Source organism: Actinomycetospora aurantiaca, from assembly GCF_037401875.1.
Classification (GTDB): Bacteria; Actinomycetota; Actinomycetes; order Mycobacteriales; family Pseudonocardiaceae; genus Actinomycetospora; species Actinomycetospora aurantiaca.
In genome coordinates this window covers 509,829-529,946 of sequence record NZ_JBBEGN010000002.1, presented here as the reverse complement: position 1 = coordinate 529,946, position 20,118 = coordinate 509,829, and the positions used below count along the sequence as shown (strand labels likewise).

The following is a 20,118-nucleotide window of genomic DNA, read 5'->3' as shown; positions in this document are numbered from 1 at the left end:
GGTCCCGTCCCCCGATGGGGCAGACTGACGGAGGTGAGCGAGGAGCCCCTGCCGGTGCGGGTCGCCCCGGCGCCGCGTGCCGGGGCACAGCTCACGCCGCACCGCGCGACGCGGGTGGAACTGCCCGGCGGCCTCGTGGCGCTGCGGGCCCCGGCCCGGCCCCGCACGGCGGACGAGGGCTGGGACGCGGTCGCGGTGCTGGTCCCCGGCTACTCCGGGTCCAAGGAGGACTTCGCGCCCCTGATCGACCCGGTCGCGGACGCCGGGATCGAGGTCCTCGCGATCGACCTGCCCGGGCAGTTCGAGTCGCCGTCGCTGCCCGGTGAGCTCGACCACCGGTCCGCGCCGCTGGGGATGCTCGTGGCGCGGATCGTGCGCGACGAGGTCGCCGCGGGCCGGACGGTGCTGCTGCTCGGCCACTCCTACGGCGGGCTGGTCGCGCGGGCCGCGGTGCTCGCCGGGGCGCCGGTGCGGGGCCTGACCCTCATGGACACCGGGCCCGGGGAGCTGCCGATGGGCCCCCGGCGCACGCGGCTCGACGTCCTCGAGCCGGTGCTGCGCCGGCGCGGCCTGGACGCGGTCGTCGCCCTGCGCGAGGAGGCGGGCGACTGGGAGTCCGCCTCACCCGCCGTCGCGGACTTCCTGCGCCGCCGGCTGCGGTCGTCGTCGCCGGTGGCGCTGCTGGGCATGGGCGACGCGCTGCGCTCCGAACCCGACCGGGTGCCCGAGCTCGTCGCGGCGCTGCGCGGACGCCGGCTCGCGACGCTGGTGGTGTGCGGGATGCACGACGACGCCTGGCCGGTCACCACCCAGCGCACGATGGCCGACCGGCTCGAGGCGGAGTTCGCGGCCGTGCCGGGCGCGGCGCACTCGCCGAACGTCGAGAACCCGGCCGGGCTGCTCGACGTCCTCGTCCCCACGTGGCGGACCTGGCTGCGCGAGGACACCCTGGAGACATGAGCGACGTGCCGGCCCTGCCCCGGGACCCCGAGCTCGGCTACTTCGGGCCCGGGAGCGTGACCTGGAAGGTGATGGCCGACCCCGCCGCCGGCCCGGGCGGGATCGCCGCGCTGTTCACCCAGGCCCTGCACCCCCGCGCGCTGGCCGGGGTCGACCAGCACTCCGACTTCCGCACGCAGTTCTGGCCGCGGCTGTCGCGGACCGCTGAGTACGTCATGACGGTCACGTTCTCCTCCCGCTCCCGCGCCGACGAGGTGGCCGGGTACGTGCGGAGGGCCCACGAGCACGTGCGCGGCGTCGACCCCGTGACCGGCCGGACCTACGCCGCCTCCGAGCCCGACCTGCTGCGCTGGGTGCACGTCACCGAGGTGTGGGGGTTCCTGGACGCCGTGCGCCGCGCCGGGGCCGGGCTCACCGACGACGAGGCCGACCGCTTCCTCGCCGAGCAGGTCCGCGCCGCCGAACTGCTCGGGGCCACCGACGTCCCCGCCTCGCGGGCCGAGGTGGCCGACTACTTCGAGGCGGTCCGCCCGGAGCTGCGGGCGACCTGGACCAGCCGGACCGCGGCGCTGCGGCTGCTGGCGCCGCCGATGCCGACCCGGGTCGCGCTGACCACCCCCGCCCGCCCCGCCTGGGCCGCCCTGACGACGCTCGGCTTCGCGCTGCAGCCGCGCTGGGCCCGCCGCATGCACGGCCTGCCCGGGCTCCCGACGACGGACCTCGCGGCCGGCCTGGCGATCCGCGCGCTGCGCACGACCGTGCTCGCCCTGCCCGAGACCTGGCAGCGCGGCCCGGTCGCCCGGGAGGCCCTCGCGAAGGAGAAGGCCCTGCTGGGGGCGGCATGACCGACGCCGTGACGGCCGAGGGTCTGGACGCCGCGGACCCCCTGGCCGGTTGCCGCGAGCGGTTCGTGCTCGGCCCGGAGGTGGCCTACCTCGACGGCAACTCGCTCGGCCGGCCCCTCGCCGTCACCGCCGAGGCGCTGGCGCGCTTCACCCGCGAGGACTGGGGCGGGCGGCTGATCCGGGCCTGGGACGAGTCCTGGGTGGCGCTGCCGACGGAGCTGGGCGACCGGCTGGGCGCGGTGCTGCTCGGGGCCGCCGCCGGGCAGACGGTCGTCGGGGACTCGACCAGCGTGCTGCTCTACAAGCTGGCCCGGGCGGCGGTCGACGCGGCGCCCGCGGAGCGCGACGAGATCGTGCTCTCCGACGACGACTTCCCCACCGACCGCTACCTGCTCGAGGGCATCGCGGCCGAGACCGGGCGGACCCTGCGCTGGATCCACACCGACCACGCCGGCGGGGTGTCGGTGGCCGACGCGGGCGCTGCGGTCGGGGAGCGCACGGCCCTGGTCGTCCTGTCCCACGTCACCTACCGCAGCGGGTACCTCGCCGACGCCGCGGCGATCACGCGAGTCGCCCACGAGGCCGGTGCCCCGGTGCTGTGGGACCTCTGCCACTCGGTGGGCTCGGTCCCGGTCGACCTCGACGGCTGGGGCGCGAACCTCGCCGTCGGGTGCACCTACAAGTACCTCGGCGGCGGCCCGGGCGCCCCGGCCTTCGCCTACGTCGCGCAACGCCACCACGGCGTGCTGCGCCAGCCGATCCAGGGGTGGTTCGGCCGCCGCGACCCGTTCGCGATGGCGGCGGGCTACGAACCGGCCGCGGGCATCCGGCAGTTCCTGTCCGGCACCCCGCCGGTGCTCGCCACGGTGCCGCTGCAGGTGGGCCTGGACCTCTACGCCGAGGTCGGCATCGACGCCGTCCGCGCCAAGTCGGTCGCGCTGACGGAGTTCACGGTGGCCGCCGCCGACCGGCTCGGCCTCGAGGTCGCCTCCCCGCGCGACCCCGACCGGCGGGGCGGGCACGTCACGCTCCGCCACCCGGACGCCCGGCGCCTGGTGGCCACGCTGTGGGAGCGCGGCGTGATCCCCGACTTCCGCGCCCCCGACGGCATCCGGATCGGTCTCGCCCCGCTGTCGACGTCGTTCACCGAGGTGGCCGCGGGCCTCGAGGTGCTCTCCGGGCTGCTCACGCCCACCAGTTGAGCGAGAGCACCACCAGCACCGTCACGGGGACCGCGGCCCCCGCGAGGGTCGCCGCCCACACCGGGGTCCGGCGCCAGGCCGCGATCCCGGTGGCGGTCAGTGCCACGACCGCGCCCACCAGGTGACCGGTCAGCACGTCCAGGCCGGGGCCGACCGCGCTCAGCACCAGGGGGGCGATCCCCACCACCAGCGTGAGCACCATCAGCCCGCCGGTGAGCACGCGCGCGACCTCCACCAGCCGCATCAACGCCGTCGGGCGGTGCCGGCCGATCGGGCGCCCGAAGGCCCCCGTGCGGGGCGCGGACGAGGTCGCGGGGGGCTCGTACGGCTCCGACGGCCCCGACGGCACCGCCTGGAGGTGCCGAGGCGTCGCGGCCGTCGGCTGGGTCGGCCCGTCGATCCCCCTGGGCCCTCCCTGCCGGACCTCGTCGAGCGGGGTGCCCGGGGCCGGCGTGAACGCCCGGTCCATCGCCGCCCAGCCGTGCGGGGGCGTGGGTTCGTCGGCGGGGTCCTCGGTCACGTCGTCGGGGTGAGCGGTCATCGGCGAGCGGGATCCTCCGTCACGGGGCGAGCAGCGCCCACGATCGCAGGGACGGCGACGCGGCCCGGCCCTCGGGGCAGCTGCGCCGGAAGTCGCAGCGGGCGCAGCCGGGGCCGGGGCTCGGCGGGAACAGGGCTTCGGGGTCGCCCCCGCCGGCGAGGGCGTCGGTGGCGTCGGCCATCGCCCGCCCGGACACCTCGGCGGCCCGCCGGTGGCGGGCCAGGGACGTCTCGTCGTGCTCGGCCACCGCCACCGTTCCCGACGGCGGGTGGTGCAGCTCCACCCGCCGGCAGCGGCGGCGCAGCGTCCGCCCGGCGGCCAGCGCGTACAGCGCGAGCGCCCGGGAGTCGCGGGCGTCGTCCGCCGTCGGCACGTGGCGGCCGGTCTTGTAGTCGACGATCACCGCCGCGCCGTCGTCGCCGGCGTCGATGCGGTCGACGCGGCCCTCGGCCACGATGTCGCCGACCGGCGCCGCCACCCAGCGCTCCACCCCCAGCGGCTCGCCGACCTCGGTGTCGGCGACGTAGCGGGCGACCCACTCGCGGGCCCGGGCGCGGTACTCCGCGGCCTGGGCGTCGTCGCGGAATCCCTCGTCCGACCACGCCGTGTCGACCCGCCGCGCCGCCGCCTCCGGGGAGCGCCGGGCGGTGGGGGTCTCGTACACCGCGCGGAGCACGACGTGGACGACCGCACCGAGCGTCGCGTGCGCCCAGGCGCCCCCGCGGGGCGGGGTGGGCCGGTCGAGGTAGGTCATCCGGTAGCGGCGCCGGCAACCCTCCCAGGACGCCAGCCGGGCGGGGGTGACCTTGACGAGCGGGAGGGGCATGTCCGCCAGAGTCAGCTGCCCGCTCATCGGGTCCATCCTAGGCGGCGCCGGTGATCACCTCCGCCCCGGTGGTGCCCTGGAGCAGGGCCTCGAGCGCCTCCGGGGCGGTGGTGTGCTCCGCGATCGCGTTCGGCTTGTTGCCGCCGTGGTAGTCGCTGGACCCGGTGACGACGAGGCCGTGCTCGCGCGCCACGGCGCGCAGCCGCTCGGTCTCCACGTTGTCGCGGTGGTCGACCTCCACGCCCCGCAGGCCCCGGCCCGCCATCTCGACGATCACGGACTCCTCGATCACGTCGCCGCGCATCCGCGCCCACGGGTGCGCCCACACCGCGACCCCGCCGGCCGCGCGGATCATCGCGATCGCGTCCTCGATGGGGGTGTCGGCCTTCGGCTCGTAGTACGCGCCGTCCTTGTGCAGGAAGGTCTCGAACGCCTCCGGGACCGAGTCGACCGCCCTGATCGCGACCAGCGCCTGCCCCAGGTGCGGCCGCCCGACGGGCGCGTCGCCCGCGAACGCCGCGGGGTCCACGTCGTACCCGGCCGCGCGCAGCCGCTCGGTCATCACCCCGATCCGCCGCGACCGCTCGCCCCGCAGCCGTTCCTGGTCGGCCAGGACCGCGGGGTGCGTCGGGTCGAACAGGTAGCCGAGCAGGTGGGCCGACACGTGCCCGCCCCGGCCGTCGGGACTCGTCGTCGAGAACTCGGCCCCGGGCACGAGCGCCAGGCCGGCGGGAACGGCCGCCGCGGCGGGCGCCCAGCCCGCCGTCGTGTCGTGGTCGGTGAGCGCCATCGTCGTGACGCCCGCGGCTGCGGCCCGGCGGACGACGTCCGCGGGGTCGTCGGTGCCGTCGGAGGCATTCGAGTGGAGGTGGAGGTCGATCACCCTCCCCATCCTCGCAGCGCCGCTCAGCGGCGGCTGGGGGTCTGCCGCTTCTCGCCGAAGACGAGCTCGGAGATCGCCTCGTAGACCTCTTCCGGGTCGGGCAGGTAGTCGATCCGGTTGAGCGCCTGGATCTGGCCGGCCGACTCGATGATCATCGTCCCGTAGCCGAACATGCGGCCGTTGAGGGTGCGCTCGAAGGTGAGGTCGGTGACCTTCCCGAGCGGCATCATGCCGACCTTCTGCGTGAAGACGCCCTGGGTGAGCATCACGCGCTTGTCGGTGATGACGACCTTCTCCACCCACCACTCGCTGACCTTGTAGCAGGCCTTCACGAGCACGAGCAGCGCGCCGTACCAGAGCAGGTTCGACAGCACCTCGCCCTTGGGGAGCAGTGCGGCCGCGACACCGAGGATGACCATGAGCACGGTGGCCTGGACGACCTCGTTGACGATGACCACCCAGTGCCGGCGGAACCGGATCACGCGCCGTTCGGTCGGCAGGACGTACTCGTCGACCTCGCGCGGTGACAGCACGGCGGCCCTCCCCTTCTCCCGGGAGTGAGCCTAACGCCTCGTCGTCACGCGACCAGGTTGCGCAGGAAGAGGATCAGCGCCCCGGCGGCGTCCGCGAGGGCCTCCAGGATGCCGGTGACGAAGTCCGCCGACTGCTCGGGCTGGGAGATGACGAAGAACAGCACGAAGATCACGACGATCGCGATGCCGACCTTCTTCACGTCCACGCCGGACGACTCTAGGGAGATCGTCCGACGTGGCGTGCCCGACACACCGATTGATGGTCAGTCCCGCTGCGGCACCGGGCGGCGCGGCTGCTCGGCCTCCTCGCCGGCGTCCGCCGGGCGCTTGGGCACCATCACCTTGCGGCGGTAGATGCACACGACGACGCCGTCCTGGTTGTAGCCGATCGTCTCGACCTGGACCACGCCGCGGTCGTTCTTCGACGACGACTCCTTCTTGTCCAGAACGGTGGACTCGCCGTAGATCGTGTCGCCGTGGAAGACCGGCTTGACGTGGCGCAGCGACTCGACCTCGAGGTTCGCGATCGCCTTGCCGGAGACGTCCGCGACCGACATGCCGAGCAGCAGGGAGTACACGTAGTTGCCGACGACGACGTTGCGGCCCTGCTGGGTCCCGGACGCGTAGTGGTTGTCCAGGTGCAGCGGGTGGTGGTTCATGGTGATGAGGCAGAAGAGGTGGTCGTCGTACTCGGTGACCGTCTTGCCGGGCCAGTGCTTGTACGTCGCCCCGACCTCGAACTCCTCGAAGTACCGACCGAACTGCACGTGTCCACTCCCTGAACTCGTCGACGACAGCGACGTGATGAGTCACTCCCGGGGTGCTGTTCCCGGACCGGGTCGTAGGATGGACCATCGACGCACCGCGTGTACCAGCACGAACGCGTGAGCCGTACGACAGGGATCGAGTCAGTTCGAGGCAGGAGGTGGACGTGGACCAGCCCGAGCAGGCGCCGGACACCCCGGGCGGAAGTACCGGCCGCGTCCCCTCCGGGCCGACGCCGCGCCGCTAGGGCGCGCCGGTCGGAGGAGGTGACGCGGAGCGCCGCCCGCCGCCCCGACCCGAGAACCGAGGTCTCCCATGCCCGCCCTCCCCTCCCTGCGCACGGCCGCCCGGGTCCGCCGCCCCCGCGCCCTCGACCACGGCGTGCACGTGCCCCACGTCCCGCTCTCGGCCTTCGTTGTCGACTGCGCGGTGTACGTCGAGGGCAAGCGTCTCGAGGGCCACTGGAACCACCGCGACGCGATCGAGGAGGTCCGCCGCCGCGGCGAGGGGTTCGTCTGGGTGGGCCTGCACGAGCCGGACGCCGAGCAGATCGACGACATCGCCGAGGTGTACGGGCTGCACCCGCTCGCCGTCGAGGACGCGGTGCACGCCCACCAGCGCCCGAAGATCGAGCGCTACGACGACATGCTGTTCTCGGTGTTCAAGACGATGCGCTACGTAGCGCACGCCTCGCCGACCACCGCGAACGAGATCGTCGAGTCCGGCGAGCTGATGTGCTTCGTCGGGAAGGACTTCGTCGTCACGGTGCGGCACGGGCAGCACTCCGGGCTGCGCCGCGTGCGCCGGATGCTCGAGGACCAGCCCGAGCACCTGGCGCTGGGCCCCGCCGTCGTCCTGCACGCGGTGGCCGACCACATCGTCGACGCCTACCTGGACGTCTCGACGGCGGTCGAGGGCGACCTGGACACCATCGAGGCCGAGGTGTTCGCCCCGTACTCCGACCTGGGCGCCGACCAGATCTACCTGATGAAGCGCGAGGTCCTGGAGCTGCGCCGGGCGGTCGCGCCCCTGGTGGCCCCGCTGCGCCGGCTCACCGAGGGCTACTCGCCGCTGGTGCCCACCGAGGTCCGCAGCTACTTCCGCGACGTGGACGACCACCTCGTGACCGTCTCCGAGCGGGTCGCCCAGTTCGACGAGCTGCTCACCACGCTCGTCGACGCCGTCCTGGCGAAGATCACGCTGCGGCAGAACAACGACATGCGCAAGATCACCGCCTACGCCGCGCTGCTGGCGGTCCCGACGATGTTCGCGGGCATCTACGGCATGAACTTCGACTACATGCCCGAGCTGCACTGGGACTACGGCTACCCGCTCGTGGTCCTCCTGATCGTCGCGATCTGCACGGTGCTGTGGCGGACCTTCCGCCGGAACCGCTGGCTGTAGCGCGCCCCCGTTCCGTCCGCCCTGCCGATCGCGATTGCGAGGCCACCACCGTCGCGCCCGCCGACGAGTGTGGCGACCTGCTGACGTCCAGTGGCAGCCGTGTGCCACCACTGACGTCGGGCCGGGCCGTCGCCGGCACGACCCGCTGAACCGTCCTGTCCGACCCAGGTCTGCCCTAGGTCTGCTCGCTGCCGATCGCGAGCTTGGCCAGCATGTCGCGGGCCTTCTCGGCGTTCCGGGGCTGGCACAGCACGTCGTACCGACCGGCGACGAGCTGGCTGGCCGAGGTGAAGTCGCGGCGGCCGCGGCTGGCGCCGTAGGTGATCGCGCCGGAGACGACGCCGAACACGATGCCCATCCCGAGGCCCAGCAGGATCGCGCCGAACGACCCGTTGGCGCTGAACAGCGACAGGAGCACGCCGACGAACAGGCCGAGCCACGCTCCGGACGCGGCGCCGGTGGCGAGGACGCGACCCCAGGTCAGGCGGCCGATCACGCGCTCGACGAGCATCAGGTCGACCCCGACGATGGTGACGTCGGCGACCGGGAAGTCGTTGTCGGCGAGGTGGTCGACCGCGCGCTGCGCCTCCTCGTACTTCGCGTACGACCCGATCGGCCAGCCCGACGGCGGCTCGGGCAGGTTCGGCAGCCCGGGGGCGGATCCGGGACGGTTCCCGATGAACGGCGCGCTCACGACTCTTTCCTCCGCTTGCCTGGCGAACCCCGCGTCTCGAGGGCCCGCGCATCCTTCCAACGCTCGGACCGGGAGGAAAGTGCCCACGCGGGGTGTGATCGCGGACGTCCCGGCCCAGGACGCCAGGGGCGGGGTGGACTGCGGGCCCGCCGCGGAGTTGCATGCTCGACGGCGGGCCCGCAGGACGTGCACTCAGGCCTTCGCGCCCCGGACGCGTTCGCGCATGGTCTCGAGGACCCGGTCCTCGTCGGGCGTGGTCAGGGCGCGGTGGCCCATCACGTCGATGCCGCCCTCCCAGGCCGCCATCCCGAGGGCGATGTCGGACTCGGCGTTGTCGGCGACGTGGGCCATCGACCACTTGACGAACGCCCGGTCCACGCCCTCGTGCGTCTCGACCAGCTTGACGTCCTCGTGCCGCGGGTCGCGGCCGATCCTCTCGTAGAGCGCCTGGACCTTCTCCTGCTCCCCCTCGAGGGTCTGCACCACGTCGATGTCGAACACGACCAGGGCCCCGGTGATGCCCTGTGCGGGGTTGTTCCGCCGTGAGGTGCTCAGGATGTTCGACACCGCCGCCGCGATGTCGTCGGACGGGACGCTCAGCCGGCTGTGATAAACGAGCCGGTAGACCTTGTCGGTGCTCGCGCTGTCTGCCATGTCGTCGACTCCCCTGTCATCGACGACGCACCCGGCCGGCCCCCTGCTGGACCGGTCGTCGTGCGCCCTCGCATGACGGCAGAGCCGAGTGACCGTGATCACATGTCGAGCCGGGGCTCAGCGCAGCTTGTAGTCCTTCAGCAGGCCGCGGCTGATGATCGTCTTCTGGATCTCCGAGGTGCCCTCGCCGATGAGCAGGAACGGCGCCTCGCGCATGAGCCGCTCGATCTCGTACTCCTTGGAGTAGCCGTAGCCGCCGTGGATGCGGAACGACTCCTCGGTGACCTCCTTGCAGTACTCCGAGGCCAGCATCTTGGCCATGCCGGCCTCGACGTCGTTGCGCTCGCCGCGGTCCTTGAGGCGCGCGGCGTTGACCATCATCAGGTGCGCGGCCTCGACCTTGGTGGCCATCTCGGCGAGCTTGAACGCGATCGCCTGGTGCTGGGCGATCGGCTTGCCGAAGGTGGAGCGCTGCTGGGCGTACTCGATGCCGAGTTCGAAGGCGCGGATCGCGATGCCGCAGGCGCGGGCGGCGACGTTGACGCGGCCGACCTCGACGCCGTCCATCATCTGCGCGAAGCCCTTGCCGGGCAGCTCGCCGAGGACCTGGGTCTGCGGGATGCGGAAGCCGTCGAACACCATCTCGGTGGTGTCGACGCCCTTGTAGCCCATCTTGTCGATCTTGCCGGGGATCGAGAGCCCCTCGGCGACCTTGCCGAAGCCGCGCGGCTTCTCCACCAGCAGCGTCGTCAGGTTCTGGTAGGGCTTCTCGGCGCCCTCGTCGGTCTTGACGAGCACCGCGGTCAGCGTCGAGGACCCGCCGTTGGTCAGCCACATCTTGGCGCCGTTGACGACGTAGTCGTCGCCGTCGCGGGTCGCGCGGGTCTTGATCGCCGCGACGTCGGAGCCCAGCTCGGGCTCCGACATCGAGAACGACCCGGTGATCTCGCCGGTCGCCATCTTCGGCAGGTAGCGCTGCTTCTGCTCCTCCGTGCCGTGGTGGATGAGCATGTAGGCGACGATGAAGTGGGTGTTGATGACGCCCGAGACGCTCATCCACCCGCGGGCGATCTGCTCGACCGTCAGCGCGTAGGTGGCGAGCGACTCGCCCAGCCCGCCGTACTCCTCCGGGATCATGAGCCCGAACAGGCCCATCTCCTTCATCCCGTCGACGATCTCCTGGGGGTACTCGTCGGCGTGCTCGAGTTCCTGGGCCTTCGGGATGATCTCCTTGTCCACGTAGTCGCGGACGGTGGAGAGGATCTCCTCCTGGACCTCGGTGAGGCCGGCGGTCTGGGCGAGACGTGCCATGACGATGAGCTCCTGACGGAAGTGGTTACCGGCGAGTATGCGGTCAGCTCTCCGGGGGCGTCCACCGCTCGCCGCGCGTCATCCCCGCGGCGCGGCCCTTGCCCGCGATCACGAGCGCCATCTTGCGCGAGGCCTCGTCGATCATCTCGTCGCCGATCATCGCCGAGCCCTTCTTCCCGCCGGCCTCGGAGGTGAAGTACTCGTAGGCGTCGAGGATGTTCTCGGCGTGGTCGTAGTCGTCCTGGTTGGGCGAGAAGACCTCGTTGGCGGCGTCGATCTGGCCGGGGTGCAACACCCACTTGCCGTCGTAGCCCAGCGCCGCGGACCGCCCCGCGACGCGGCGGAAGGCGTCGACGTCCCGGATCTGCAGGTAGGGGCCGTCGATCGCCTGCAGGTCGTAGGCGCGGGCCGCCATGAGGATCTGCATGTAGATGTAGTGGTAGGCGTCGCCCTCGGTGTAGCCCGGGGGCTGCTCGCCGACGACGAGCGACTTCATGTTGATCGACGCCATGAAGTCGGCCGGGCCGAAGACGATGGTCTCCATGCGCGGGGACGCGGCGGCGATCTCGTTCACGTTGGTCAGGCCGAGGGCGTTCTCGATCTGCGCCTCGATGCCGATGCGGCCGACCTCGTAGCCCATGGTCTTCTCGATCTGCGTGAGCAGGAAGTCCAGGGCGTGCACCTGCGCCGCGGTCTGCACCTTCGGCAGCATGATCGCGTCGAGGTTGGCCCCGGCGCCCTCCACGACCTCGGTGACGTCGCGGTAGGTCCACTCGGTGGTCCAGTCGTTGACGCGGACGACCCGGGTCTTGCCCTCCCAGCCGCCCTCGTTCAGCGCCGAGACGATCGTCTTGCGCGCCCCCGGCTTCGCGAGCGGGGCGCAGGCGTCCTCCAGGTCGAGGAAGATCTGGTCCGCCGGCAGGGTCCGGGCCTTGTCGATGAACTTCTGGCTGGATCCGGGGACCGCGAGACACGACCGACGCGGGCGGTTCTCGACACTCACTCGCACTGACCTCCACAGGAGACGACGTCGGGCTGACCGGGATGCTGACACGTGATGACATCCCTGTCCCGATTCAGGTGAGCACCCTCTCCGGTACGGGCCGCCCCGGCAACGCCGCTAACCTCACGGCGTGACCCGAGCCGCGAACACTGCGATGACCAGGGTGTTCGTCGCCCGGATGGTCGGTCTGCCCGTCCTGGGCCCGGACGGCGAGCACATCGGCCGGGTCCGCGACGCCGTCTCGGCCGTGTCCGTGGGCCCGCGCCCGCCCCGCGTGCTGGGCCTCGTCGTCGGGGTCGGGTCGCGGCGCCGCATCTTCGTGCCGATGCTGCGGATCACCGCGATCGACGCCGGGGCGGTGACGCTGTCCACCGGCCAGGTGAACCTGCGGCCGTTCGCGCAGCGGCCGAACGAGGTCCTCGTCGTCGGGGAGATGCTCGACGCGACCGTGCGCGTCGTCGACCGGCAGATCGACGCGACCGTGGTCGACGTGCTCATGGAGCACACCCGCAGCCGGGACTGGCTGATCACCCGGCTCGCCGTCACCGAGCGCCTCGGGGTCCTGGGACGACGGGGCCCGGTGCAGGTGCTGCCGTGGGCGGCGATCAGCGGGCTCTCGCTCGCCGAGGAGGGCCAGGGCACCGAGCAGCTGCTGGCCACGTTCGACGACATGCGCCCCGCCGACGTGGCCCGCGCGCTGCTCGACCTGCCGACCCGCCGTCGGTACGACGTGGCCGACGCGCTCGACGACGAGCGCCTCGCGGACGTCATCGAGGAGCTCCCCGGCGACGAGCAGCGCGACCTGCTGCGCCACCTCGCCTCCGAGCGCGCCGCCGACGTCCTCGAGGCGATGGACCCCGACGACGCCGCGGACCTGCTCGCCGACCTGCCCGACCCCGAGTCCGAGCAGCTGCTGGGCCTGATGGAACCGGAGGACTCGCAGTCGGTGCGCCGCCTGCTGACCTACTCCGCGGACACCGCGGGCGGGATGATGACCCCGGAGCCGATCGTGCTGGCCCCGGACGCGACCGTCGCCGAGGCCCTCGCCCGCGTCCGCAACCCGGACATCACCCCGGCGCTCGCGTCGATGGTCTTCGTCTGCCGCCCGCCGTCGGCCACCCCGACCGGGCGCTACCTGGGCTGCGTGCACTCCCAGCGCCTGCTGCGCGAGGCGCCCTTCGAGCTGGTGGCGGGCGTGCTCGACGCCGAGCTGACCCGGCTGCACCCCGACGCGGCGCTCACCGAGGTCACCCGCTACTTCGCGACCTACAACCTCGTCTGCGGGCCGGTGATCGACGACAACGACCACCTGCTCGGGGCGGTGACCGTCGACGACGTCCTGGACCACCTGCTGCCCGAGGACTGGCGCTCCGAGGACCCCGACCCGACGACGACGGGCGGGCTGCGGGTCCCCGCGGCCGCGCTGCCGCCGACCAGCAAGGGAGGCCGCCGTGCCTGAGCGTTCCCCGCGGCGCCGGCTCGACACGCCCGCCGGCCCGCAGCGCCGCCTGCGCGTCCAGTTCGACACGGAGGCCTTCGGGCGGCTGGCCGAACGGCTCGCGCGCTTCCTCGGGACCGGCACGTACCTGCTGTGGCAGACGGTGCTCGTGATCGTCTGGATCGCGCTGAACCTGATCGGGATCCTCGGGCAGTGGGACCCGTACCCGTTCATCCTGCTCAACCTGGCCTTCTCCACCCAGGCCGCCTACGCGGCGCCGCTGATCCTGCTCGCACAGAACCGGCAGGACGACCGCGACCGGGTCTCGCTGGACGAGGACCGGGCCCGCGCGCAGCGGACGATCGCCGACACCGAGTACCTGTCGCGCGAGCTCGCGGCGGTGCGGCTGGCCGTGGGCGAGATGGTCACCCGTGACTTCCTGCGCAGCGAGCTCTCCGAGCGCGGCGCGGAACGCTCCGGGGTGGACCGCGAGACGCAGAAGGCCCTGACGCGGGCGGTCGACAAGTCGTTGGACCGCTCCCTGGAGAAGGCCCTCGACCGCGCCGTGGAGAAGGCCGTGGACAGGGCGGTGGAGCGGGCGCTGGGCAGGGTGCCGGAGCCCACGGGTCCGTCGAACGGGACGGCCGGTACCGACACGTAGCATCGAGGTATGTCTGCACCGGCCGTCGAGGCGATCCGCTCCGCGCTCGGGGGGGTCGAGGATCCCGAGATCCACCGCCCGATCACCGAGCTGGGCATGGTCAAGGACATCCGGGTGCTCGACCACGGCAAGGTCGAGGTCGCGGTGTACCTGACGGTGGCCGGCTGCCCCATGAAGGACACCATCACCTCGCGCGTGACCAACGCCGTCTCGGCGGTCTCGGGCGTGACGGCCGTGTCGGTCGAGCTCGACGTCATGAACGACGAGCAGCGGCGCGAGCTGCGCAAGACCGTCAAGGGCGACGCCGACGAGCCGGTCATCCCGTTCGCCCAGCCCGGCTCGATGACCCGCGTGTACGCGGTGGCGTCGGGCAAGGGCGGGGTCGGCAAGTCGTCGGTGACGGTGAACCTCGCCGCGGCGATGGCCGACAAGGGCCTCAAGGTCGGCGTGGTCGACGCGGACATCTACGGCCACTCGGTGCCGCGCATGCTCGGCGCGGACGAGCTGCCCACCAAGGTCGACGAGATGATCCTGCCGCCCCAGGCGCACGGGGTGAAGGTCATCTCGATCGGGATGTTCACCCCGGGCAACACCCCGGTCGTCTGGCGCGGGCCGATGCTGCACCGCGCGCTGCAGCAGTTCCTGGCCGACGTGTTCTGGGGCGACCTGGACGTCCTGCTCCTGGACCTGCCGCCCGGCACCGGCGACATCGCGATCTCGGTCGCGCAGCTCATCCCGAACGCGGAGCTGCTCGTCGTCACCACCCCGCAGCAGGCGGCCGCCGAGGTCGCCGAGCGGGCCGGCGCCATCTCGCTGCAGACCCGCCAGCGCCTGGTCGGCGTCGTCGAGAACATGAGCTGGATGGACCTGCCCGACGGGTCGCGCATGGACCTCTTCGGCTCCGGCGGCGGGCAGCAGGTGGCCGACTCGCTGACGAAGTCGATCGGCTCCGAGGTCCCGCTGCTGGGCCAGATCCCGATCGACACCCGCCTGCGCGAGGGCGGCGACGCGGGGGTGCCGCTGGTGCTCTCGGCGCCGCAGTCCGCGGCCGGCGAGTCGCTGCGCGCGGTCGCCGACCGGCTGACCGTCCGCGCCCGCGGGCTCGCCGGGATGTCGCTGAACATCTCGCCGGCCGGCCGCTGAGGCTGCTGCCGCTCCCCGCTACTCCAGCGGCACCAGGGGCGGCTGCATGCCCGGGCTGTCGACGGGGCCTCCTGCCATCCGGGCGAGGAAGCCCAGGATGCCGGCGGAGCCCCAGTGCCACGAGGGCTCGCCGAGCAGGCGGGGAGCCCCGTCGGTGAGGTTCGACGGCCACGTCCCGTCCGGGCGCATCGTCGACACCAGCGCGCGCTGCGCCGCCCGGGCGGCGTCGCGGTAGGAGTCCTCGCCGGTCACGCGGCCGAGGGTGTCCAGGTACCACCCGGTGCCCGCGGCGCCGGAGTTCGTCGAGAGGTGCGTGGTCGGGCTGCCCTCGAACTCCGGCCAGGCGGTGCCGTCGGCGAGGGGCCGGCCGACGGCGAGCAGCCAGCGGCCGGCCGCCTCCGCCCGCTCGCGGTGGCGCTCGTCGTCGAGGATCGCCGCGGCCTGCAGCGACACCCAGCCGATCCCGGCCGCGCCCTCCTCCATCCCGGTGGCCCGGCGCGGGTTCCCGGGGGTGCCGGAGGGGTCGACCCAGATCGGCCAGGTCGACCCGTCGGCCGCGGGCACGGCCGTGCGGTCGAGGAAGTCCAGGGCGCGCTCGGCGCCGTCGCGCCAGCGCTGCTCCCCCGTCCCCCGGTACAGCCGCAGGAAGGTGAACGCCGCCCCCGCCGCGCCGGAGAGGAACCCGGTGTTGCGGGCCGGCTGGTCCGCACGCTCGGGCATCCCGCCGTCGGGCCCCTGCTGGGCGAGCAGGTAGGCGCCGCCGCCCGCGGCGTGCTCGGCGAGGCGCCGGTCGCCGGTCCGCTCGGCGAGGACGCTCAGGGTGTAGACGATCCCGGCCTGCCCCTCCCCCATGCCGTTGCGGTAGGAGGGCTCGCCGTCGTCGCTCCAGGCCCACCGGCACATGACCGGGCACGGGGGTGCGCCGGGCACGTCCTCCGCGCGCTCGAGGAGCCAGTCGGCGGCGTCGAGGGCGACGTCGCGGTAGCGCCCGTCCCCGGTGCGCTCCCCCACCTGCCAGAGCAGGTCGGCGATGCCGGCCGCGCCGTCGTCGTACGAGGAGTACGCGTAGCCGGCGGGGCCGTCCGGGTCGACGTAGTCCGGGAACCGGCCCGGCCCCCGCTGCGCGACCAGCAGGAAGTCGGCGGCGTCGCGGGCGGTGTCCAGCGCGCGGTCCCGCACGCCGGGATCCGGGGCGCCGTCGGCCACGGCCAGCAGGCCCGCGGCGATCCCGGCCGCGCCGACGTCCCGGTCGACCTGCCGGTGCGGCGCCTGGATGACGCTGCGCCAGACGCTGCCGCCCTCCGGGCCCTTCTCGGCGGTCCGGATCAGGGCGTCGACCCCCGCACCGATCCCGGGCGCGGCCGCGGGGGCCGCCACCGGGCTCGGGGACGGCGGCGCGCCCGGGTCGTCGCCCGCGGTCGTCGAGCAGCCCGCGAGCAGCGCGACGACGGCCAGCAGCAGGACGACGCGGGTCACGGTGCCACCACCGCGGTCTCCCCGGCGCCGTTCGGGCGCCCGGTCGGCTCGATCACCCCGAACTCCAGACCCTTGTCCCGCACCTGGTCGATCGCCCGCGGCAGGTAGTCCCACTGCGGGGCCGGGCAGGTGATGGCGTCGCCGCCGTCGTGCAGCAGGATCACGGCCTCGTCGCGGGACTCGGTCACCACGAACCGCACCAGGGCGTCCGCGCCCGGGCACTCGAAGTCGCCCTTCAGGTTCGAGCGCCAGTCCCAGCCGACCCCGCCGACCAGCCGCCGCTCGGCGAGCACCGCGTCGGCCACCGGGGAGGCCTCACCAAACGGGTAGCGCCACATCGTCGGCCGCACCCCGAGCGCGGCCGTCAGCGTCTCCTCGGCGCGCACGATCTGCGCGCGCGCCCCGGCCTGGTCGAGGTCGGGGAAGTACACGTGCTCGTAGGAGTGCAGGCCGACCGCGTGCCCCTCGGCGAGGGCCCGGCGCGCGATGTCCGGGTACTTCTCCACCTGGTCGCCCTGAAAGAAGAAGGTGGCCTTCGCCCCCTTGGCCTTCAGCACGTCGAGGACGTACGGCGTGCGTTCCGGGGTCGGGCCGTCGTCGAACGTCAGGGCCACCAGGGGCGTGCCGGCTGTGATCCGCGCCGGCTCCCGGGACAGGTCGGCCGCCGTCGGCTGGTAGCGCGGACCGACCGTCACCTGCTGCACCGCGGCTGCCACCGGCGCCGGTGTGGTGTCCCGGGTCCCGGCGAGCAGCCACGCGAAGCCGGCCACGCCGCCGCCGAGCAGCACGACGACGAAGGAGACCGTCACCAGCGTCCGCCGCCGGCGGACGTCGAAGGCCTCCTTGCCCCGTCGTCGCGGTCCCGTCCGCGCCTGCGCCGCCAGCGCGGCGGCACCGAGCAGCGTCGTCTCCTCCGCCGAGGTGTCCCGGCGTCTCCCGCTCTGCGCCACCCTCAGCGGAGGTGCCGGGCACCGCGCCGGGCGATGCGGACCAGCAACATCAGGGTGAACGCGACCGTGACCCCGGTGAGGATCACCGCGATCGCGCTGATCCCCTGCGTCGCGGCCAGGGCCATGCCGGCCGCGCCGCCGGTGACACCGCTGGTCAGGTACAGGGACTCGCCGTACATCGTTCGTCAGCCTCTCGGTGGGGAGCGAGGGGTGGGGAGGGCTACCAGGCCTGACGCCTGGCGAACAGACAGCGCCACGCGGCCACGACCGCGCAGAACTCCAGGAAGAAGCCGTACAGGTCCTCGACGACGAGGACCGCCACGAGCGTGACGTCGCGCCACGTCCGCCCGGGCAGCCGCCACATCGAGGTGACCCGCTCCAGCCACATCACGCCGAGCGGGATCAGCCCGATCAGCGCGTACCGGAACGGGATCGCGTGGGTGATCATGAGCACGATCATCGTCAGGAAGAGCACACGGAAGAACACGCTCAGCACGAACAGGCCGTAGGCCCCGATGTCGCGCCGGGTCGCGGGGGTCCAGCCGCGCTTGAGGCACTCGTCCATGCCGCCGCGGCCCCAGCGCAGCCGTTGCACCCAGAGCTCGCGGAACGTGCGCGGCGGATGGGTGAGGACGTGGGCGCCCCGGGCGGCGCCGACGGTCCAGCCCGCGGTCTTCAGGTCGAGGGTCAGGGCGTAGTCCTCGATGAGCGACGTGCCGTCCCAGGGACCCGCTGCGCGGTGCGCGGCGACCTCGTCGAGCGCCGCGCGGCGGTACATCGCGGCCGCCCCGCTCGCGACGCTGACCCGCCAGCTCCGCAGCTCGCGCAGGTCGTCGTAGCGGCTGTACTCGAGGCGCTGCAGCCGCCACGCGAGCCCCCGGCCCTCCGCGGCCCAGTAGCGGGCGCACACCGCGCCCAGGGCCGGCCGCTCCCGCAGCTCGTCGGCCATGGCCGCCGCGCAGCCCGGCCCGAGCACGGTGTCCGCGTCCATCGTCAGGACGAGGTCGGCGTCGCGCGCGGCGCGCCGCCAGCCCTCGTTGAGGGCACCGGCCTTCTTCTCGGTGTTGCCGGAGGTCTCGATGACGGTGACCGGGTAGCGCGACGCGATCTCGACGGTGCGGTCGGTGCAGTTGTCCGCGACGACGACGATGCCGACCATCTCGAGCCACTCGGGCGTCTCCTGCGCCAGCAGCCCCTCGACGGTGTCGGCGATGCCCGCCTCCTCGTCGTGGGCGGGCACGAGCACGACCATGCTCGTGACCGCCGTGTCCGACCGGCGGCCTTCCCGACGACGGGTGCGCGTGCCGGTCGGCGGGGACTCGGGAGACGCGGACGGGGTGACCGGGGACGGGATCGCGGTGGGCGCAGGCGTCGGACGGGCCGCCGGCGCCGGGACGCGGTGCGCCGGGGCCGGGCGGTCCGGGGTGGGCGAGGGCCTGGGTGCGGGCGTCCGCCGGGCCGGCGCGGGCGGCGCCGGGGCGGCGGCGCGGTGCGCCCCTCGTCGCGGTGCGGGCGAGGTCGGCGGGTCGGCCACCGGCAGCGGCCCGGAACCGGCGCGGGCTCCGGGGATGCGGGTGGCGAGGTCGGTCGCGCGCATGCGCGTCGTGGGCGCCTGGGAGTCCTCGAGCTGGGCGGCGAGCAGCTGCGCGACCGTGACGCGGGGGCCGTGGCGCGGACGGGTGCGTCCGACGACCCCGGTCGGAGCATCGAGGACGGATGTCGCGCCGCGACCCTGCCCCTCGCCCTGACTCATGGTGTCTCCCCGACCAACTCGTCACTCCATCGAACTCGCCCGATCGAGGTCGATATCGGGTGTACCGTCACGGACCGTCCGAGTGTTACACCGCAATCACGGTTTGGCCACGGATGTACGGATCGTCACGAACGTGGCGCGCGTCCGGTCGAGCCGACCCAGCCGTTCAGGCGAGGGAGAACGAGCGGCGGGACAGGCCCCACATCATCCCGTCGATCTCGGTGCGGACCGGGGCCTCCGGGTCGGTCGCGGCGCCGAGGGTGACGAACAGGGGCACGTAGTGCTCCGCCGTCGGGTGCGCGTAGGGCATCCCGGGCGCCGAGCGGAAGCGGCGGAGCTCGTCGACGTCGCCCCGGGCGAGGGCGTCGGCGACCCAGGCGTCGAAGTCGTCGGTCCACCCGGGGACCGCGTCGCCGCGGAGCATGTCGCGGGTGAGGAACGGCAGGCCGTGGGTCATGAAGCCGGAGCCGACGACCAGGACGCCCTCCTCGCGGAGCTCGCGCAGCCGGGCGCCGATGCCCAGCAGCCGGTCCGGGTCCTCGTCGGGCATGGACACCTGCAGCACCGGGACGTCCGCGTTCGGGTACATCACCGACAGCGGGACCCAGGCGCCGTGGTCGAGCCCGCGGGTGGAGCGGTGGACCTCGTCGGAGCGCCCGTCGGGTCCTCCGCCCAGCAGCCCCACGACCCGGTCGGCCAGCGCGGTCGCGTCCGGCGTCGCGTAGGTCATCGTGTAGTAGCGCGGCGCGAAACCGCCGAAGTCGTACACCAGGGGCGCCCCCTCGACCGGCGAGGAGATCGTCAGCGGCGCGGACTCCCAGTGCGCCGAGACGATGACGATCGCCCGCGGCTGCGGCATCCGGTGCGCCCACCCGAACAGGTCGCGCATCCACCCGCCGTCGTCGTAGAGGGGCGGCGCGCCGTGGGAGAGGTAGATCGCGGGCATGGCACCGTCGGCCGGGCTCCACGGGCGGCGGCCGCTCGCGGTGTCGCGGGCGGGGCCGATGAAGGCGTCGAACGCCGCGCCGGGCGCGGCCCGGTCGAAGGGCGAGCTCATGGGGTGGTCTCCTGGGGCG

General features: G+C 73.6%; 21 protein-coding genes and 1 pseudogene. 7 read left to right on the top strand and 15 right to left on the bottom strand.

From position 1 onward, the window contains the following. The first annotated feature begins 33 nt into the window (after positions 1-33). Genes WCD74_RS07215 through WCD74_RS07205 form a run of 3 tightly spaced genes read left to right on the top strand, consistent with a single transcriptional unit; the run spans position 34 to position 3,007 of the window. On the top strand, positions 34-960 hold the full coding sequence (locus WCD74_RS07215) for an alpha/beta fold hydrolase (RefSeq protein ID WP_337694145.1): 927 nt from the start codon (positions 34-36) through the stop codon (positions 958-960). After that, positions 957-1,805 (top strand): oxygenase MpaB family protein, encoded by an 849-nt coding sequence (locus WCD74_RS07210; protein ID WP_337694144.1) that lies wholly within the window; start codon positions 957-959, stop codon positions 1,803-1,805. The genes WCD74_RS07215 and WCD74_RS07210 overlap by 4 nt, the downstream gene beginning before the upstream one ends. Next, positions 1,802-3,007, top strand: coding sequence for a kynureninase (locus tag WCD74_RS07205; RefSeq protein ID WP_337694143.1), 1,206 nt, complete (start codon positions 1,802-1,804; stop codon positions 3,005-3,007). Before WCD74_RS07210 ends, WCD74_RS07205 begins: the two co-directional genes overlap by 4 nt. Here the strand turns inward: WCD74_RS07205 and WCD74_RS07200 are convergent. From WCD74_RS07200 to WCD74_RS07175, 6 genes are read right to left on the bottom strand one after another with little or no spacing between them, the layout of a single operon-like run. Beyond that, the gene (locus WCD74_RS07200) at positions 2,991-3,548 is read right to left on the bottom strand and encodes a hypothetical protein (protein WP_337694142.1); all 558 of its coding nucleotides are present in this window, start codon (positions 3,546-3,548) and stop codon (positions 2,991-2,993) included. The two genes, WCD74_RS07205 and WCD74_RS07200, sit on opposite strands and share 17 nt — an antisense overlap. Positions 3,549-3,567: 19 nt before the next feature. Continuing rightward, positions 3,568-4,401 (bottom strand): RecB family exonuclease, encoded by an 834-nt coding sequence (locus tag WCD74_RS07195; RefSeq protein WP_373696038.1) that lies wholly within the window; start codon positions 4,399-4,401, stop codon positions 3,568-3,570. A gap of 10 nt (positions 4,402-4,411) precedes the next feature. After that, complete coding sequence (locus WCD74_RS07190; protein WP_337694140.1) at positions 4,412-5,266, bottom strand: PHP domain-containing protein; 855 nt, start codon at positions 5,264-5,266, stop codon at positions 4,412-4,414. Between the two features lie 14 nt (positions 5,267-5,280). Continuing rightward, the gene (locus WCD74_RS07185; RefSeq protein ID WP_337694139.1) at positions 5,281-5,790 is read right to left on the bottom strand and encodes a PH domain-containing protein; all 510 of its coding nucleotides are present in this window, start codon (positions 5,788-5,790) and stop codon (positions 5,281-5,283) included. Between the two features lie 44 nt (positions 5,791-5,834). Continuing rightward, positions 5,835-5,996, bottom strand: a complete 162-nt coding sequence (locus WCD74_RS07180; RefSeq protein WP_337694138.1) for a hypothetical protein — start codon at positions 5,994-5,996, stop codon at positions 5,835-5,837. 57 nt (positions 5,997-6,053) lie between these two features. Continuing rightward, positions 6,054-6,557, bottom strand: coding sequence for a MaoC family dehydratase (locus WCD74_RS07175; RefSeq protein ID WP_337694137.1), 504 nt, complete (start codon positions 6,555-6,557; stop codon positions 6,054-6,056). 313 nt (positions 6,558-6,870) lie between these two features. Here WCD74_RS07175 and WCD74_RS07170 point away from each other — a divergent pair, with 313 nt between their 5' ends. Further along, entirely contained in the window at positions 6,871-7,959 is a 1,089-nt protein-coding gene (locus WCD74_RS07170) for a magnesium and cobalt transport protein CorA (protein WP_337694136.1), read from the top strand. Positions 7,960-8,134: 175 nt separating this feature from the next. Here the strand turns inward: WCD74_RS07170 and WCD74_RS07165 are convergent, their stop codons facing one another. The 4 genes from WCD74_RS07165 to WCD74_RS07150 all read right to left on the bottom strand — a co-directional run bounded on the left by WCD74_RS07165 (position 8,135) and on the right by WCD74_RS07150 (position 11,621). Beyond that, a complete protein-coding gene (locus tag WCD74_RS07165) occupies positions 8,135-8,653 on the bottom strand; it encodes a YflT domain-containing protein (protein ID WP_337694135.1) in 519 nt (172 codons plus the stop codon). 192 nt (positions 8,654-8,845) lie between these two features. Further along, positions 8,846-9,307: a BLUF domain-containing protein gene (locus WCD74_RS07160; protein ID WP_337694134.1), complete on the bottom strand. Its 462-nt coding sequence runs from the start codon at positions 9,305-9,307 to the stop codon at positions 8,846-8,848. A 117-nt stretch (positions 9,308-9,424) separates the two neighbouring features. Further along, positions 9,425-10,618, bottom strand: a complete 1,194-nt coding sequence (locus WCD74_RS07155; RefSeq protein WP_230751495.1) for an acyl-CoA dehydrogenase family protein — start codon at positions 10,616-10,618, stop codon at positions 9,425-9,427. A 43-nt stretch (positions 10,619-10,661) separates the two neighbouring features. Next, a complete protein-coding gene (locus WCD74_RS07150) occupies positions 10,662-11,621 on the bottom strand; it encodes an HpcH/HpaI aldolase/citrate lyase family protein (protein ID WP_286053761.1) in 960 nt (319 codons plus the stop codon). A 154-nt stretch (positions 11,622-11,775) separates the two neighbouring features. On the opposite strand from WCD74_RS07150, the gene WCD74_RS07145 reads away from it, so the two are divergent. The 3 genes and pseudogenes from WCD74_RS07145 to WCD74_RS07135 all read left to right on the top strand — a co-directional run bounded on the left by WCD74_RS07145 (position 11,776) and on the right by WCD74_RS07135 (position 14,863). After that, positions 11,776-13,080: a magnesium transporter MgtE N-terminal domain-containing protein gene (locus WCD74_RS07145; protein WP_337694271.1), complete on the top strand. Its 1,305-nt coding sequence runs from the start codon at positions 11,776-11,778 to the stop codon at positions 13,078-13,080. Then, positions 13,073-13,513 (top strand): annotated as a pseudogene (locus WCD74_RS07140) (DUF1003 domain-containing protein); the annotation flags it as partial. The gene WCD74_RS07145 and the pseudogene WCD74_RS07140, both read left to right, overlap by 8 nt. A gap of 216 nt (positions 13,514-13,729) precedes the next feature. Next, positions 13,730-14,863: an Mrp/NBP35 family ATP-binding protein gene (locus WCD74_RS07135; protein WP_337694132.1), complete on the top strand. Its 1,134-nt coding sequence runs from the start codon at positions 13,730-13,732 to the stop codon at positions 14,861-14,863. An 18-nt stretch (positions 14,864-14,881) separates the two neighbouring features. Here WCD74_RS07135 and WCD74_RS07130 read toward each other — a convergent pair whose 3' ends face one another. The 5 genes from WCD74_RS07130 to WCD74_RS07110 form a co-directional block, all read right to left on the bottom strand. Further along, positions 14,882-16,339, bottom strand: coding sequence for a lanthionine synthetase LanC family protein (locus tag WCD74_RS07130; protein ID WP_337694131.1), 1,458 nt, complete (start codon positions 16,337-16,339; stop codon positions 14,882-14,884). Beyond that, a complete protein-coding gene (locus WCD74_RS07125; RefSeq protein ID WP_337694130.1) occupies positions 16,336-17,289 on the bottom strand; it encodes a polysaccharide deacetylase family protein in 954 nt (317 codons plus the stop codon). The genes WCD74_RS07130 and WCD74_RS07125 overlap by 4 nt, the downstream gene beginning before the upstream one ends. Positions 17,290-17,291: 2 nt before the next feature. Further along, positions 17,292-17,468, bottom strand: a complete 177-nt coding sequence (locus WCD74_RS07120; protein WP_337694129.1) for a hypothetical protein — start codon at positions 17,466-17,468, stop codon at positions 17,292-17,294. Between the two features lie 41 nt (positions 17,469-17,509). Further along, a complete protein-coding gene (locus tag WCD74_RS07115) occupies positions 17,510-19,042 on the bottom strand; it encodes a glycosyltransferase (RefSeq protein WP_337694128.1) in 1,533 nt (510 codons plus the stop codon). Positions 19,043-19,208: 166 nt separating this feature from the next. Further along, positions 19,209-20,099 (bottom strand): dioxygenase family protein, encoded by an 891-nt coding sequence (locus tag WCD74_RS07110; protein WP_337694127.1) that lies wholly within the window; start codon positions 20,097-20,099, stop codon positions 19,209-19,211. Positions 20,100-20,118 lie beyond the last annotated feature (19 nt).

What these genes read in the sequence shown, in the direction of transcription:
- WCD74_RS07210 (WP_337694144.1), top strand. Translation starts at nt 957, where the DNA reads ATGAGCGACGTGCCGGCCCTGCCCCGGGACCCCGAGCTCGGCTACTTC.
- WCD74_RS07205 (WP_337694143.1), top strand. Translation starts at nt 1,802, where the DNA reads ATGACCGACGCCGTGACGGCCGAGGGTCTGGACGCCGCGGACCCCCTG.
- WCD74_RS07200 (WP_337694142.1), bottom strand. Translation starts at nt 3,548, where the DNA reads ATGACCGCTCACCCCGACGACGTGACCGAGGACCCCGCCGACGAACCC.
- WCD74_RS07195 (WP_373696038.1), bottom strand. Translation starts at nt 4,401, where the DNA reads ATGAGCGGGCAGCTGACTCTGGCGGACATGCCCCTCCCGCTCGTCAAG.
- WCD74_RS07190 (WP_337694140.1), bottom strand. Translation starts at nt 5,266, where the DNA reads ATGGGGAGGGTGATCGACCTCCACCTCCACTCGAATGCCTCCGACGGC.
- WCD74_RS07170 (WP_337694136.1), top strand. Translation starts at nt 6,871, where the DNA reads ATGCCCGCCCTCCCCTCCCTGCGCACGGCCGCCCGGGTCCGCCGCCCC.
- WCD74_RS07160 (WP_337694134.1), bottom strand. Translation starts at nt 9,307, where the DNA reads ATGGCAGACAGCGCGAGCACCGACAAGGTCTACCGGCTCGTTTATCAC.
- WCD74_RS07155 (WP_230751495.1), bottom strand. Translation starts at nt 10,618, where the DNA reads ATGGCACGTCTCGCCCAGACCGCCGGCCTCACCGAGGTCCAGGAGGAG.
- WCD74_RS07145 (WP_337694271.1), top strand. Translation starts at nt 11,776, where the DNA reads ATGACCAGGGTGTTCGTCGCCCGGATGGTCGGTCTGCCCGTCCTGGGC.
- WCD74_RS07135 (WP_337694132.1), top strand. Translation starts at nt 13,730, where the DNA reads ATGTCTGCACCGGCCGTCGAGGCGATCCGCTCCGCGCTCGGGGGGGTC.
- WCD74_RS07120 (WP_337694129.1), bottom strand. Translation starts at nt 17,468, where the DNA reads ATGTACGGCGAGTCCCTGTACCTGACCAGCGGTGTCACCGGCGGCGCG.
- WCD74_RS07115 (WP_337694128.1), bottom strand. Translation starts at nt 19,042, where the DNA reads ATGAGTCAGGGCGAGGGGCAGGGTCGCGGCGCGACATCCGTCCTCGAT.
- WCD74_RS07110 (WP_337694127.1), bottom strand. Translation starts at nt 20,099, where the DNA reads ATGAGCTCGCCCTTCGACCGGGCCGCGCCCGGCGCGGCGTTCGACGCC.